The organism is Pedobacter borealis DSM 19626 (genome assembly GCF_000708285.2).
Lineage (GTDB): Bacteria > Bacteroidota > Bacteroidia > Sphingobacteriales > Sphingobacteriaceae > Pedobacter > Pedobacter borealis.
In genome coordinates, this window is record NZ_JAUG01000110.1 from 1 (window position 1) to 15,139 (window position 15,139).

11 protein-coding genes and 1 pseudogene are annotated in these 15,139 nt (G+C 37.9%); 1 reads left to right on the forward strand and 11 read right to left on the reverse strand.

Annotation, left to right across the window (positions count from 1 at the left end; genetic code table 11):
* Positions 1–333: 333 nt before the first annotated feature.
* The 6 genes from AW17_RS20895 to AW17_RS20920 form a co-directional block, all read right to left on the reverse strand.
* Positions 334–1,206, reverse strand: a complete 873-nt coding sequence (locus AW17_RS20895; protein ID WP_029279733.1) for an ATP-grasp domain-containing protein — start codon at positions 1,204–1,206, stop codon at positions 334–336.
* Between the two features lie 389 nt (positions 1,207–1,595).
* Complete coding sequence (locus AW17_RS20900) at positions 1,596–2,663, reverse strand: PA0069 family radical SAM protein (protein ID WP_029279735.1); 1,068 nt, start codon at positions 2,661–2,663, stop codon at positions 1,596–1,598.
* Positions 2,664–2,754: 91 nt separating this feature from the next.
* A complete protein-coding gene (locus tag AW17_RS20905) occupies positions 2,755–3,993 on the reverse strand; it encodes a carboxypeptidase-like regulatory domain-containing protein (RefSeq protein ID WP_029279737.1) in 1,239 nt (412 codons plus the stop codon).
* Between the two features lie 504 nt (positions 3,994–4,497).
* Positions 4,498–5,739 (reverse strand): carboxypeptidase-like regulatory domain-containing protein, encoded by a 1,242-nt coding sequence (locus AW17_RS20910; RefSeq protein ID WP_029279739.1) that lies wholly within the window; start codon positions 5,737–5,739, stop codon positions 4,498–4,500.
* 274 nt (positions 5,740–6,013) lie between these two features.
* Positions 6,014–7,666, reverse strand: coding sequence for a DNA repair protein RecN (recN, locus tag AW17_RS20915; RefSeq protein ID WP_029279741.1), 1,653 nt, complete (start codon positions 7,664–7,666; stop codon positions 6,014–6,016).
* Positions 7,667–7,766: 100 nt separating this feature from the next.
* Positions 7,767–9,866 carry a M56 family metallopeptidase gene (locus AW17_RS20920; protein ID WP_051692016.1) on the reverse strand — a complete coding sequence of 700 codons (2,100 nt, stop codon included), beginning with the start codon at positions 9,864–9,866 and terminating at the stop codon, positions 7,767–7,769.
* 6 nt (positions 9,867–9,872) lie between these two features.
* On the opposite strand from AW17_RS20920, the pseudogene AW17_RS25435 reads away from it, so the two are divergent.
* Positions 9,873–9,959 (forward strand): annotated as a pseudogene (locus tag AW17_RS25435) (hypothetical protein); the annotation flags it as partial.
* Between the two features lie 2 nt (positions 9,960–9,961).
* Here the strand turns inward: AW17_RS25435 and AW17_RS20925 are convergent.
* The 5 genes from AW17_RS20925 to AW17_RS20945 all read right to left on the reverse strand — a co-directional run bounded on the left by AW17_RS20925 (position 9,962) and on the right by AW17_RS20945 (position 14,120).
* The gene (locus tag AW17_RS20925; RefSeq protein WP_029279745.1) at positions 9,962–10,333 is read right to left on the reverse strand and encodes a BlaI/MecI/CopY family transcriptional regulator; all 372 of its coding nucleotides are present in this window, start codon (positions 10,331–10,333) and stop codon (positions 9,962–9,964) included.
* Positions 10,334–10,683: 350 nt separating this feature from the next.
* Positions 10,684–11,577 carry a type IX secretion system protein PorD gene (gene porD, locus AW17_RS20930; RefSeq protein WP_029279747.1) on the reverse strand — a complete coding sequence of 298 codons (894 nt, stop codon included), beginning with the start codon at positions 11,575–11,577 and terminating at the stop codon, positions 10,684–10,686.
* Positions 11,574–12,770, reverse strand: a complete 1,197-nt coding sequence (gene coaBC, locus AW17_RS20935; RefSeq protein ID WP_029279749.1) for a bifunctional phosphopantothenoylcysteine decarboxylase/phosphopantothenate--cysteine ligase CoaBC — start codon at positions 12,768–12,770, stop codon at positions 11,574–11,576. Before coaBC ends, porD begins: the two co-directional genes overlap by 4 nt.
* Positions 12,771–12,842: 72 nt before the next feature.
* A complete protein-coding gene (locus AW17_RS20940) occupies positions 12,843–13,169 on the reverse strand; it encodes a DNA-directed RNA polymerase subunit omega (protein ID WP_025145617.1) in 327 nt (108 codons plus the stop codon).
* A 3-nt stretch (positions 13,170–13,172) separates the two neighbouring features.
* Entirely contained in the window at positions 13,173–14,120 is a 948-nt protein-coding gene (locus tag AW17_RS20945; RefSeq protein ID WP_029279752.1) for an outer membrane protein assembly factor BamD, read from the reverse strand.
* Positions 14,121–15,139 lie beyond the last annotated feature (1,019 nt).

The following is a 15,139-nucleotide window of genomic DNA, read 5'->3' on the forward strand; positions in this document are numbered from 1 at the left end:
CATGAAAAAACAAAAAATGCCGGCTGAAAATTTTTCTTTCGAAGCTAGTGGGTTGGCTTGATGAGTGCGGCCCGAAAAATTTGTTAGGCCGGGTTTAAGTAGAACGGGGATACCGTGGTGCGGCCTAGTTGGGCGGAAACACAAAATAGGTTAAAATGTTGATTATTAGTGGTTTGTAAAATAACGTCAATGGTAGCGGAGTGCAACGTAGCCGAGAACCACGATTGCTCAGCGAAGCTAAATCTATTATAGATCTCTCCTCCGAAGGAGTTCCTTTGGAACATGTCGCTACGCTTCAGTCGAAGATGACGACTTTTTTATGGGAATGCTGTTTTAAATCAACTCCTTCAACGCTTTATAATACCGCTCATAATTTTGAGGTTCGGTATTCAGGAATAGAAAGGGTTCGATGAGCTCTAATTCCATCAACAAAAATTCGCCGTTAACAAAAGTACCATCAACCCTTGCATAAAGACAATCTTTAGCAAATAACGTGACGTACTGCTGTGCCTTGGCAATTAGCTCTTCACTTGGTTTTTGCGGATGTACAGATCCGCCATGCGCCGGCTGTACCCTAAAATCGCCAGGTTTAGCCTGTTTGATTAATGAATGGCTATATGCTCCATTAAAGAAAACGAAAGACCATTCGCCGTTTTCCAGAATCTCTGGTAGAAAAGGCTGAATGATAAAATCTTCATCCTGAATAAGGAGGTTTAATTTTTGGTTAACCTCGTTCACATTATCTGCAGTTACCTTAAATGTATTTTTTGCACCACCACTCACACAGGGTTTTACAATTAACTTATTGGTGTTAAATTTTTCGAAGAAATGCTCAAGATTTACACTTTCTTTATTTTGGACAAAAAAACTAGGTGTAATCTTTAATCCGGCAGCTTCAATTTCCTGCAGATATTGTTTGTTTGCATTCCACCTCACTACCTCAATAGGGTTAAGCAATTTTACTTTTTTTGCTTCCAATTGATCAAGCCAACTGTAAAAGTCTTCAATCAGGTCAAAATAATCCCATGGCGATTTTAAAATGGCAAGCGAATAATCTTCCCATTTAATACGCTCATCGTTCCAGATTACTTTTTCAATGTGCAGTCCTTTTTTTTGCAGGAAATTTAAGAGTTTATCATCCTCGCTTTCAACGGTAGTCGTATCATAAGCGCCTTTATCCAAATAAGTTACTAATGCAATGTTCATGGTGTTAAAACTAAGTTTTATCAAGGTGGATTACAAATTTGGGTTTATAAAGAATCTAATAACCTGAGTTCGATTATTAAATCTCATTTTGTGGCGTTTTAATCAAGTTTTCTGTTAAGACGGTCGTCACCCTGAATTTATTTCAGGGTCTTTCACGCTAAAAAGATGCTGAAATAAATTCAGCAGGACGATAAAGCGGGATTAGGCGTAAATAAGATATAATTTTCAGCAAATAATTATCGAACTCAGGTTAATATTTTAATTGTTCTATTGTGGATTACAAATCCACAGCTCTAAGATCCCGATTGTAAATCGGGACCAATGCATTGAGATGGCCGTGATGATAAAACCACGGCCTTGAGCGCTGAGGGGCTTTCTCCTCAAAATTTTTAAAACAGACTCGCCTGGTTGCTTGGAATTTTGAACAAAGTATGGTCTAAAATTATATCCTTTACATTTAAGCCATTTAAGCGGCAGTGCATCCTGAAATTATCTCTAATCATTTGAGAAATATTTCCATCTCCACGCATCCGGTCGCCAAATCTGCTATCGTTAACATGCCCACCATGGCAACTCTGAATCATGTGCCAAACTTTATCAAAACGATCAGGAAAGTTTTTGCGCAGCCAATCTTCAAATATCTGCCCAATAGCTCCGTTTAGTCGTACAAGGGTATAACCGGCCTTTAGCGCACCGGCATTGGCTACGGCTTTTAGAATTTTAGGAATTTCATGGTCGCTTAAACCCGGAACAAGAGGGGCAACCATAACCCCCATTGGAATTCCATCTTTACTCAATTCCTCTACCACCTTTAACCGCTGCTTGGCAGTTGTAGTTCGGGGTTCCATTACCTGCCGTAAATCTTCGTTTAAGCTATTAATGGAAACATAAACCATGCAGAGGTTTAACTTCGCCATTTCTTGTAGAATATCCCGATCGCGAAGAATAAGCGAATTTTTGGTAATCATACCAATGGGCTGCTTATAGGCCAATGCAATTTCGAGCAACTGCCTGGTGAGTTTAAATTTTCTTTCTGCAGGTTGGTAGCAATCGGTATTGCCAGAAAGGGAAATGGTGGTGGCATCCCAGCCTTTTTTCGCTAAGAATTTTTTAAATAGTGCAGGCGCCTCTTTTTTAACAATTATTTTCCGCTCAAACTCTATTCCTGCGCTGTAGCCCCAATATTGATGTGAGTTGCGGGCATAACAATAGGTACAGCCATGTTCGCAGCCCTGATAGGGATTTAAAGAATAAGCCATGCCTACATCGGGGCTGTCAACTTTGTTTACAATGGTTTTCGAATTTTCAAAAATAAAGGAGGTTTTACGATCGCTTTCCTCCCAATCGTCTATTCCTTCATCATGTTCCTTTACATAAACATCCTTTAAAAATTTGTTATGTGGATTAACTTGAGCGCCTCGTCCTTTAAAATATTGTTTTTCTTCTTCGCCAATCATAAATCAAAATTACTAAAAATATTAGTAATTTTGGTTTCTAAAAAAGGTAACTTTTCAACATTTTTAGTTTTAGATCAGTTCTCTTCTTCCCTTACTTAATCTTTGGTAGCGGAACATAATCCATCGGCACCATATCGGCTACTTTTTCATAAGCCCAGAAACCTTCGTACAAGAGCGATCGGGAGTCGTAAATGCCACCATTTTCGTAGAAACGTACGCCTTCACCAGTTAAGTTGGCTACAGAAATTTCATTTTCGGGTACATCCAAAGGCCTGAAGATCCAAAATCCGGTGTTAGAATAAGCCAGAGATTCTTTTTCTTTGGTGTACTGGATCAGCAATGCATCAGTATAACTAAGGTATTTTAAATTCTGGTTAAAATAGTGCACCAATGTATCGGTAAGCACATCCGCTCTCGAAAATTTATCGATGGTTCGGGGCATTTCTTTTTGTTTGGTCCAAAAGGCGAGCAGTGCGGTATCTATTTTACCTTTATTCTGCCTAATGCCCGTTTTCTCGGGTACGGCCTTAATCTTTTCTAAATTGGCATTAATTAAATATTCAGGATAGCGGTTAGGGTTAGGCACTTTTACCATCTTGTTGATGATAAATCCTTCTTCTTGCGTTTTGTTGGCATAAAGCGAACGGAAGAAATGTTGTGAAGAACCATAATATGCAACCTCTCTGGCGGCGATATACTTTTTCTTTTTAGCTGCCGATGCTTTTAATTCCTCAAAAAACGGATGCCCGGAATAGTAAATAATGTGTGTTCTGGAATTATACTCAAAACGGTCGAGCATATATTTTAGCCGATAACCTAAAGCTTTATTCTCTACGATCAGAAACTCGGTTGTAGAAACCGTTAAGGTACTTTTGGTAATGTCGAAATCTACATTTAAAACCTGCGGATTTAATATCTTACACTGTGAGGCATTTGGAGTTTTACCAATAAAAAAATCTTTAAACTGGTTAATATATTTCTGACGGTTAGGATCGGCCCTAATTACAACTTCTTCCAGCTGCGCAACATTTTCTTTCAAAACCAGTTCTACCTGCACCGATTTATCGGAAATAATTACACTTTTAGAATAGGGGAGGTAACCAACCAGCTGAACGAGTAGATCATAACTGCCAGGTTTTAGATTTGATAATTTAAATCGTCCGTCGTTATCAGCCACTGTAGCAATTTTATATCCACTTAAATAGATACTTGCGCCAGGTAATCCATCTTTTTGATCCCTAACCAAACCACTAATCGAGAAGGTGTTTTGAGCAATGGCATTAGTACCCAACATGATCAGCGTAAGGGCTACTAAAAGGCTTTTAATCATAGAGACGAATGTAACCAAAAGACGTAATATTTATTAAAAACGCAAAAGATTTTTAACAAATTTAACATTTAATAGTGATCGTTATTTCGAATGCAACGAATTTGTCATCCTGAGTGCAGCGAAGGATCTTTAAGAAGATAACTTATCCAAATAGGCCTGATTTATAGCAAGAGTCGTTTTAGATTTAGAAACGAAAGGTCTGTTTTTCATGGCTAGCGCAGCCCCGCCATCGCTTGTAGTCCTCGTTGCGCTACGCTTCACTGTGGGCTACCCGCTCTGTCGGGTTTATTAACAAAGGTTGTGCTGCATGGTTCCAATACCCTCAATAGTATTACTGGCCTTTGCCAGCTAAACCCGACCAAAGTGAAAAACCCACAGCCCGAAGCATGAGGGCGAGGATTTGTAACGAAGGGCGGGACTTTCGAAACCAAAAAGCACTGTATTTGCTTTTCAAAAAAACAAAAAATGGCTTCTGGTAGTTATCGCTCTGTATTAACGATATTTCTACTTTTTTTCCACTACATTAACAGGCGGCAAATAATCCATGGATACACTATCTGCAATTTTTTCCCAGCCCCAGTAACCTGAATAAATCATCGAACGAGGGTTGTAAATAGATCCGTTTTCGTAAAAATATACCGGAACAACTTGTAAGGTGATGGTAGAAATCTGGTAATCTGGCATATCTAATGGCCTTGCAATAGACAGGCCGATCCGGTTGGCATAAGAAGGATCTTCCCTTTCTTTGGTGTAAACAACATAAAGTTGATCAGTAAAATTGAAACTTTTGATACTTTGATTCTTTATGTGTACCAATGTATCCTGCGTTACCGGAGCACGGCTTAAAATAGAAATCCCATTTGGAAGATTTTTCTTTTTTATCCAATAGCTCAAAGAATCTCCAGACGTAAAAGTTAATGTGCGTGTTAAGCCATCCTGTACTTTTGTTAAGCGTTTAATGTTGGCGTTAATCATACTGTCGGAAGGTTTATCGGGATTTGATATTGTAACCAGTTTATTAATAATAAAGCCCTCTTCGGTGGCGCGGTGATGATAAATGGATCTGAAAAAGTGTTGTGGAGAACCTAGATAAGCGGTAACCCGCTTTTGCTCCCAAATTTTCTTCCGGCGTGCCGATCCTTTTAAATCTTCGTAATACGGGAAACCTTCATAATAAATGATCCTGGTTTTGCTATCGTATTCAAAATTGTTCAATAGGTATTTACTGCGGTATCCAAGCGCCTTGTTTTCAATAATCAGAAATTGGGTGGTTTTTACCGTAAGTTTATGTTCATCTTTATCGTAATCGATAATCAGTACGTTCGGATTGATGAGTTTACATTGCGCTGCATTGGGGGTGGTGCCAATAAAATACCCCTTAAACATGGCAATATAATGTTCTCTGTTCGGATCGGGTTTAATGGTTACTTCGGCCAATTGGGTTACACTTTCTTCGAGGATAAGATCAAGTTTTACGGCTTTGTCAGCAATCATTACATTTTTGTTTAAAGCTTTATAGCCGATTAATTGTACTAAAATATCGTAGTTGCCAGGTTTTAGCGGTAGTGTGTAGGTGCCGTCATTGTTAGAAACTGTTGCAATTTTATAACCGCTTACATATACGCCAGCTCCGGGTAAAGGCTCACCACGTTTATCTTTTACTATGCCCGAAAGGATATAACTTTGTTGTGCAGAACAAAATTTACCGACGATCAATAATGAAAGTAGAAGTAGAAAAGATTTCATTGATTAAATATAAACTAATTATTTAGTTTATATAAGCTGTGGATGTAAAATTATTAATTCTTTTCTTTTAGCTGTCAGATAGGTTGATGCAAATCTTCAATAATCTTATTTACAATCAGTCAGATGGTAACATCTGACAGCACATCGATTAAGGATGCAAAAGAATTAGCGGTAATACTGTGGTCTGTGCCCTCACAGACCACTAATTTTACTGATTTTGATTTGATATGAAAACGGTCTGTGGGGACACAGACCGCGGAATTAATATGATAAATTAAGCCAATAATTCTTTCGCATTTTCTATCGCCGATGCACCTGGGTTTTTCCCACTTAACATTTCAGCAATTACACCAATACGTTCTTCTTGTTTAAGTTTACGGATGCCTGTTGTGGTTTTTCCGCGGTCTTCATTTTTATGAACAAAGTAATGTGATATGCCCTTGGCTGCGATTTGGGGTAGGTGTGTAATCGAAATTACCTGCATGTTCTGTCCTAAGTCGGCTATTACTTCTCCAACTTTTAATGCGGTTTCACCAGAAATTCCGGTATCAATCTCGTCGAAAATAATGGTTGGTAACGAAGTGTGTTTCGCCAATAAAGCTTTTATGGCCAACATCAATCGGGATAACTCACCACCAGATGCTACTTTATTTACCGGGGCAGGGGCTTGGCCAGCATTGGCTGTAAAGAGCAGATTGATTTCATCTAAACCATCTTTATTCAATTCGTTCAACACTTTTTGGTCTAAAACCAATTTGGCATTTAGCATTCCTACTTTTTTCAAGGTAATACTGGTTTGTTCTTCAACCACTTTAATTGCTTTCTTGCGGTTGGCACTCAATTGGTCAGCTTGTTTATGCAGTTCTATTTTAAGCTGATCGATTTCTTTCTGCAGTTTTTCAATATGCTCATCAGAAGATAACAGCTTGTTCAGGTTTTCTTCCAGCTGATTTTGAAATGCCAGCAATTCTGTATTATTGGCAAGCCTATGTTTTTGTTGCAGGGTATAAAACAGATCCAACCTTTGGTTTACAATTTCTAACCGATCGGCACTGTGTATGGTATTTTCCTCTATTGTAGAAACTTCATCGGTAATGTCTTTTATTTCAATAATCGACGAGCGTAAACGTTCGTACAGCACATTAATTGCAGGATCGAATTTTTCTATACTTTGAAGTTGTAACGAAGCTTCTTTTAATATCTGGAGGGCAGAAGGTTCACTTTCGTTAATTAAACCGGAAGCGGTAAGTAAAGCTCTTTTTATGGTTTCGGCATGTGTTAAACGTTCTAACTCTTGCTCTAAATCTTCTTGTTCACCTTCCTGTAATTTTGCCTGCTCGAGTTCGTTAAATAGAAATTGCTCATAATCTTGCTTGTTTCTCGCTTCGTCTGCCTCATTAACCAATTTCTTCAACAGGTTGGTATCTTGTCTTAGTTTTTTAAACCCGCTGCGGTAATTAAACAATAGCGGCTGGTGGTTAGCTAAAGAATCGACAATTAACAGTTGAAAATCTGCATCGTTAATCTCTTGGGTGGCATGCTGGGAGTGGATGTCGATCAATTTTTCACCAATTTGTTTTAGGATTGATAAATTAACCGGTGTATCGTTAATAAACGATCTGGTTTTACCGTCAATCGATATTTCTCTACGCAGCATACTTTCGTTCGAGAAATCTAAATCATTTTCTTCAAAAAGTTCTTTCAGGTTTTCATCTGCCAGTGCAAAACTTCCTTCAATAACACATTTTTTATCCTGGTTAAAAAAGTATTTGCTTTCTGCGCGCTGGCCTAAAATTAGCGACAATGCTCCTAAAATAATAGATTTACCAGCGCCAGTTTCACCTGTTATAATATTTAAGCCCTTATCAAATTCGATATCGAGACTGTCAATTAATGCGTAATTACGTATAGAAAGTTTTTGTAGCATAGCTAAGCAAAAATATTAAAATTTATTCAACAGGTGAATACAAAACAAAAACAGCGAAGAATAATCTTCGCTGTTCATGATCTGTTTGGTTTATGTGTTGTTATTTTATCGAGATACTAATTGCATTATCATCTGTAATTTTTAAGTTGGCTGCCTGAACATAACTTTTTAGTGCTGTTTGATCAGCATTGGTAAAATCAGATATTTTATACGTTACTACAGCATTTAGTGTGTTCAAGGCTTTAACAGCACAGGTAAAATCTTGATTATTGTATAACATAACTGCCGGAGTTACCTGTGAGCTTTTGTTACCACCTTCTACTTTTTCCTTTTTCTCTTTCTTCTCCATTTTCTCTTTCAGCTCTTTCACTTCGTTGTCGAATTTTTCTTTCAATTTCTTGTACTCTTCAGTTTGTCTTACCTTACTGTTCGAGTTATCATTGTATTTAAAAATTATACCATCTGGAGAAAGTTGATAACCTTTTGTTTTAAATAGAGAATCGGCATGTAATCTGCTTAAACCAGATAATCTTGCCATATCTCCTGATTTTAAAGCGTGTGCCCTGATATTATCTATTTGTGCTCTAAATTCTGGCGTATTCACTTTAGCAGCCATATCTTCGCCCATTTTTTTCCATTTTGCCTGGGCTTCAGGAGAATTCATTTTCTTTTGCATTTCCTCTCCAAATTTTTTCCATTTGGCTTGTGCTTCTGGTGTGTTGTATTGTTTGGCAATATCTTCTCCAAATTTTTTCCATTTGGCTTGTGCTTCTGGTGTGTTGTATTGTTTGGCAATATCTTCTCCAAATTTTTTCCATTTAGCCTGTGCCTCTGGTGAGTTATATTGTTTGGCCATATCCTCGCCAAATTTTTTCCATTTAGCTTGTGCTTCTGGTGAATTATACTCTTTATGTATTTTTGCAAGCAATAGCGAATCGCTGAACTTAAATTTGAAATTACTGTCGGTATGCAGTCTGTAGATATTTTTTCCTGCAAAAAGCTCATCCCTGTAAAAATCTTTTCTCAGGCTATCAGGCATTTCTTTTACTGAGTTATATTCGGTTTTTTTACCATCCGCATCAATGGTTACAATTTTAATTTTACGTTTTTTAGTGGTATCAGCGCAAACATTGGTTCCCGCATCACAGTGGTTGATCAGACTCAAAACCTCAATTTTAGGCGTTTTTTTATTTTCTTTTTTCTTTTCTGTTGGATTGATCCAGGCAATAGAAAACAAGCAGGCTATTCCTAAAGTTAAGGCTGCCATTTGTTGTTTGGCGTTTAAGTAATTTGTTTTCATGTTGGTTATTCTTTTTATGCGTTGATACAAATTCTGGGTCTTGCCTGTTGCTGCTAGTGCATAAGCCGGACTGTTTTTGTCTTTTAATAGTTCGAGTTTGAGTAGGGCATGAGCATAGTTCAGTGGTTTTCCGGTAATTTTTAATACCAGATCATCACAGGCATGCTCACGCTCAATGTGTATAAATCTACCGGCCATCCACACAAATGGATTATAGAATAATAAGGTTTCTATCGCTGTTTTAATCAGGTTCAATAAGAAATCGTTTCTTCTGATGTGTGATAACTCATGGATTAATATCGCTTCTACCTGGTCGTTGTCTAATTGGTTTATCAGGGCCAATGGAAATAATACCACAGGTTTTAAATAACCGATAACCAAAGGCACATTAACAATAGAAGACAAATGGAACTGGATAACTTTATTAATTTTAAGGTGGGCAGTTACCTGCTCGAAAATGGCTTTCCAACCATCTGGAATGGTACTTAAACTTTCTTTCTTTAGTTTTGAAAGCTGACCATAGCCTTTAACGATTACGAATAACTGAAGCAAAATACCAATAATGTAAAATACGACTACAATAGGGAAATACTGCTCTGCCTTGCTGCTAAAACTTGGCGGTAGGTTGTTAAAGTATTGGTAAACCTGTATATTTTGCGCATTGATTGCAGGAGCCTGATTATTTACATTCAAAGTTAACTGATGAATGAAATTATAGCCAAAGCCAACAAACATTAACATGATGGCGCCAAAAGCGAGGTTGTGCTTATGTTTTGCCGGCAGTTTTGGAATGCTCAGCATTACGATAAACAGGATGCCATAAATAATGGCGCTTTGCCAAAGTGAGTTTAAAATACTCCAGCCAAATGCTTTGATGAACTGTTGTAATAAAGTTTCCATAACGGTGGTTTTAATTTTTTATACGGGGACAATCCGAAAATTTTACTGTTTATTAGGGATCTAAACCCTACACCTTTCAACCTTCAACGCTAACCTTACTTTAGGCTATCTAAATACTTTTTTATTTCGTCAATCTCATCTGCACTTGCACTGTGGTTACCCAAAGCCTGCATTACCAATCTCGCTGCCGATCCGTTAAATACGTTATCGATCATTTTGTTTACCAATTGTTTTTCAGTTTTATCTTGACTAACAAGCGCTTTATAGATATGCGTTTTTTGATTGGTATCTCTTTCTACCATTCCTTTCTCGTGCAGAATTTGCATCAGCTTTAAAGTTGTGGTATACCCAGAGTCTTTTTTATTCAATGCCTCATGAACTTCTCTTACCGTTGCATTCCCCTTTTGCCAAAGCACCTGGAGGATTTCCATTTCACCTTCTGTTGGTTTGATGTTATGATTAGTCATATGTTACAAGTTGTACGAATTATTTCGTATTCAAATGTACGAAGATATTCGTAAGATCAAAATGTTTTAACAAATTTTTAACTTTATTGGTTAATTGTCGAAACTGCTTAACTGGTTAAGTGTGATATAAGACGCATGGAAAGGTAGAATGTTGCATCTGGAGAAGGGTTAATTGTTTAAAATGGTTAATCGGTTAACTGATGAGGCGTGGCATATAATTAACTGGTTTATAAACTCAATCATGTAATTAAGTTATTGAGCGGTTACCCGTAGAAACTGGTAAATTGGTTAACAGATTGGCAAAGGCTACAATTAACCGATTTAGACAATTAACCAGTTAACCAAAAAAACTAATTTTTCTTCAGTCCTTCGTATTTTCCAATATTCGCCGGATCGATTTCTGCCAGCATATTGTAAGCTTTCATGCGTTCCTGACCGTTTAGTTTAGAAAGTACATTGGTTACTTCTTCAGCCTTAGATGCGAAATAAACGTTCGGAAAAATGGAACCCAGTTTCTGCTTATCCATTTGCTGAAGGGCAGGCAGGGCGGCAACAATCTGTGTTAAACCCTTGTCATTATCGGTTAGCTGATCCAGGCCGCTTAAATGGTAGCTATAGATGAAATTGCGCAGTTCGCTAAAAATAGGATTCAAAACGTTTTCGTTAAACCAAAAACGATTGCGTAAACCATCGGCTGCTTTCCAGCCGGTATTGCCCGAAGCTTGCGCCAGATTAATGATGTTCTGTGCTTTTCTATAAAACGGAGTTCCGCCCATTTTGCTGAAACTATCTTTATCCATTCCGATGATGGTATAAGCGTAGTAGGTGAGGAGGGCACTGATATTGGAAATATAATTCTGATCAGAAAAGTCGATTGTAGCGCCATCATTGAAATTAAAATCGAAATTCTTATCGCTCATATTTAACAAAGTGCTATTGTAAGAGCTGTTAAAAACCGGTCGGCTGCTTTGGATCTGCGCTTCCGCAGTGTATCCGGAACCACCATCCCACGAATTGATGGTGATGACGAAACTACATTCAATCCGTTCCTGAGGCTTATAACTTTCGTTGCTGAACTTGTTATTGTTTAAAAAATCGCGGATTGTTTTTTGCAAAGCATCTAAAGTTGGCTTACTGATGTTCGAAACCTGGGGAGCCAGCAAAGTTATCCTCGCATTTAACTCCTGAGCATGCAGTTTCCCGAAACCAACCAATAACAATATCCAAACAATCTTTTTTATCATTTTGCAATTTTTAAAATGGCCACACAAATATCTTTAGCAACATCTCTTTTCGATTTCATTTCAAATACAGTCCGTTCTAAAGCTTTGTTAAAAATAGTAATTTTATTGGTATCTGATTTAAAACCTGCGCCCTTATCATTTAAAGAATTTAAAACCACCAGATCTAGGTTTTTCTTTTCTAGTTTACCTTTGGCGTAATTCTCTTCATCATTGGTTTCTAAAGCAAAACCAACCAAAATCTGGTGCGCTTTTTTCGTTGTACCTAAAGAAGCGAGTATATCAGTTGTTTTTTCCAGTTCCAAAACCAGGCCACTATCCTGTTTTTTAATTTTTTGAGCGGCAACCAGCTTAGGGCGATAATCTGCCACAGCGGCGCACATTACAGTAATATCCGTTTCAGGGAATACCGATGAACAGGCATCGAACATTTCCTGGGCACTTACTACATCGATTCTTTTTAAAATTTGAGTAGATTTTTGTGCAGTTGGTCCGGCAATTAATGTAACATCAGCTCCAAGGCTGGCCAGTTCATCAGCAAGGGCAAAACCCATTTTGCCTGATGAGTGATTGCCTATAAAACGTACCGGATCAATAGCTTCGTAAGTAGGGCCAGCAGTAACCATTACCTTTTTGCCAAATAAAGGCATCGATTTTTTAATGGCATCGTCCAGAAAGGAAACAATTTCTTCAGGTTCGGCCATTCGGCCTTCGCCCCAAAGTCCGCTGGCAAGTTCGCCATTGGCAGGAGCAATAACCGTATTGCCAAAACTGATAATCTTTTCGATATTAGCTTGAGTAGTTTCATGCTTCCACATGTCCAGATCCATTGCGGGGGCAACATAAACCGGGCATTTGGCCGAAAGATAAACAGCAGTTAATAAATTATCACAGATGCCTGTTGCCAGCTTGGCCAGCGTGTTGGCACTTATTGGAGCGATGATCATTAAATCGGCCCATAAGCCTAACTCAACATGGTTGCTCCATACGCCAGTTTCTTCTTCGAAGTATTGGGTGTAAACAGGGTTCTTAGAAAGCGTAGCAAGGGTAAGTGGTGTAATGAAATTAGCACCATCAGGGGTAAGAATAACCTTTACGTTTGCACCAGCTTTTACAAGCAGCCGAACTAAAAAAGCCGACTTATATGCTGCGATGCTACCGCAAACGCCAAGGATTATATTTTTATGTTTCAGCATAGCGTGTTGAGCACGGGGCATAGAGCATTGATATGCTTATAAAACTGCGCCATGCTCTTTGCCCTCTGCTAATTACTTTTGTTCTTTAGCAGGATTTCTGTGATAAATTTTCTCGTTCAAAAATTCATCTATAGCAACCAAAACAGGTTTCGGCATGCGCTCGTAATGTTTGCTGATTTCAATCTGCTCGCGATTTTCGAAAATTTCTTCTAAATTATCGTTGCTTGAAGCAAATTCTGCCAATTTACCATGTAACTCCTCTTTAACGTTGTTCGAAATCTGATTTGCTCTTTTAGCAATTACCACTAAAGATTCGTATAAGTTATCTGTAGTTTTATCTAAATCGTGTACGTTTCTGGTTACTGTAGTATTTGGTACAGCAGGTTTGTTAGTATTCATGTATTACTTGTTTTTAATATTCGTGTTATCAGCATTAGTTGGTTTTGTAGAAACGGTATCCTTTAATTTACCAGTTCTGATCAACATCTGCTTGTATTTTTCCTGATCAGCGGCATATAATGCCAATTCTTGTTTTGTAGCCACAATACCAGCCTCAACATCATCCTTAAGTACCTTTGCATCTTTAGTGTATTTACTGTCGGGATGGTTTTCAGTAAACTCAGTATATAAAGCAAGTGCTTCATTATAACGGTCTTCCTGGCGGATGATATAACTGTTTTTTGCGTATAAATACTGCGCTTTAATCATCAAGAAATCCATTTCCTCAGCATATTTAATATCTGGGTAATCTCTTTGCGCATTTTTTAAAGCAATAACCGCTGCCCTGTAGTTGTCTACATTGCTTGGTCCGGTAGTTAAGTACATTTTGGCATTTTCAAAAGCTTTATCTTCTAACTTACCCCTTAATGTGGCAATATATTTGCCAGCAGCTGCAGCACGATCGCTGGTAGGGTATAAGTTGATGAATAATTGTAATGCGTCAATAGCCTTATAGGTATTTTCCTGATCTAAAGAGAAATTTGGAGATTCTAAATAGAAACAATAAGCCCCCATGTATCTCGCTTCTTCGGCATTTTTACTTGCTGGGTAGGTATCTGCAAAACTTTTAAACTGGTATCTGGCAGTTGTGTAATCACTTAATCTATATAAAGTATAAGCATAATAATAGTTCAGATCCTCTGCCTCTGCACGGCCACGATATTTTTGAGAAAGATCCTCAAAAAGCACTAATGCTTTACTGTAATCGCGTTTATTATACAAACGAAGCGCCTCTTGGTACTTTTTTGCAACGTCATTACTCGCTCTCAATTTCTCGAAACGACTTTTACAACCCGCAATACCCAGAGCGGCAACAAATACTAAAATAATTAAGTGTTTAACTTTAAACATTCTGCAAAGATAATTAATAATACGATAACATCAATAAAAACAATTGGCCACTAAGCTATGCAAAGCAATTCAGTACAATATAACAGTTAACAATTTTTAACATATATATAGTATACCCAATGTATCTGAAAGTTTTTTTATTTCTATACTATATAGTATGATTTCAGTAGATGACTTCAGAAGGCTGTAGAGTGGATTTTTAATCTTTTTTTAGGGAAAGCAGGTTCAGTACAACTATATAGGTTTGTTCCCGCTTTTCATTGCAAGTCCTCGCTGCGCTGCGGGCTTTCCATTGCCATCGGGTTTAGATGGCAGGGTCTTCCGAAGTTTCGGAGGCCCAAAGCTTATGGAAAACTTCGGAAGTCTAAGGACAGGGGAGTGCATAAACATTGTTTGTTCCAAAAAGTTTGGCCCAGCATTACATTTTTTCTGTCTGAAAACCATTGTGTTATCTCAAGTCCTACAGTTATCGACAGAAAAGCTTTGCGTTAGTGTTAATTTTTTCTACTTTTGCATCCCGCTTCGGAGGAAGGGTTTGGTTGAAAGGATGGCGCAGGAGATGAGTAGAGCGGGATTTATTTTAAAATAAATATTGCAGGTGAGGAAAAGATTGCTACCTTTTCAGCCCGGTTCGGAAGGACGGAAAGCTAAATCAAATTAGCATATTGAAATAAGGGAAGAGAAAAAAAAGAGGCCGAAAAAATAAAATTTATTTTATTTGGAAGTTTAAAAAAGATCCTTACCTTTGCACTCCCAACGATAAGGAAGGGCAAAAAAGTTGGAGCAGCGGATGTTGCACAAACAACAAAACAAGATTGAAACAGACGGAAACATGTTTAAGACGAACAAGACTTGAACGAACTGAAGTTTGAAGATATATAAGTGACCGGCCGTGAGGCTTACTGGTCAATAAGTTCTTAAAAGAGATGTCAATGTAGCGTAGCGAGGTAATGGAGTACCGATCAAAGTACATGATTACGTAGCTTTATTTTAAAGGTGGTGTCTAACAGACAACATAA

What these genes read in the sequence shown, in the direction of transcription:
- AW17_RS20895 (WP_029279733.1), bottom strand. Translation starts at nt 1,206, where the DNA reads ATGAACATTGCATTAGTAACTTATTTGGATAAAGGCGCTTATGATACG.
- AW17_RS20900 (WP_029279735.1), bottom strand. Translation starts at nt 2,663, where the DNA reads ATGATTGGCGAAGAAGAAAAACAATATTTTAAAGGACGAGGCGCTCAA.
- AW17_RS20905 (WP_029279737.1), bottom strand. Translation starts at nt 3,993, where the DNA reads ATGATTAAAAGCCTTTTAGTAGCCCTTACGCTGATCATGTTGGGTACT.
- AW17_RS20910 (WP_029279739.1), bottom strand. Translation starts at nt 5,739, where the DNA reads ATGAAATCTTTTCTACTTCTACTTTCATTATTGATCGTCGGTAAATTT.
- recN (WP_029279741.1), bottom strand. Translation starts at nt 7,666, where the DNA reads ATGCTACAAAAACTTTCTATACGTAATTACGCATTAATTGACAGTCTC.
- AW17_RS20920 (WP_051692016.1), bottom strand. Translation starts at nt 9,866, where the DNA reads ATGGAAACTTTATTACAACAGTTCATCAAAGCATTTGGCTGGAGTATT.
- AW17_RS20925 (WP_029279745.1), bottom strand. Translation starts at nt 10,333, where the DNA reads ATGACTAATCATAACATCAAACCAACAGAAGGTGAAATGGAAATCCTC.
- porD (WP_029279747.1), bottom strand. Translation starts at nt 11,577, where the DNA reads ATGATAAAAAAGATTGTTTGGATATTGTTATTGGTTGGTTTCGGGAAA.
- coaBC (WP_029279749.1), bottom strand. Translation starts at nt 12,770, where the DNA reads ATGCTGAAACATAAAAATATAATCCTTGGCGTTTGCGGTAGCATCGCA.
- AW17_RS20940 (WP_025145617.1), bottom strand. Translation starts at nt 13,169, where the DNA reads ATGAATACTAACAAACCTGCTGTACCAAATACTACAGTAACCAGAAAC.
- AW17_RS20945 (WP_029279752.1), bottom strand. Translation starts at nt 14,120, where the DNA reads ATGTTTAAAGTTAAACACTTAATTATTTTAGTATTTGTTGCCGCTCTG.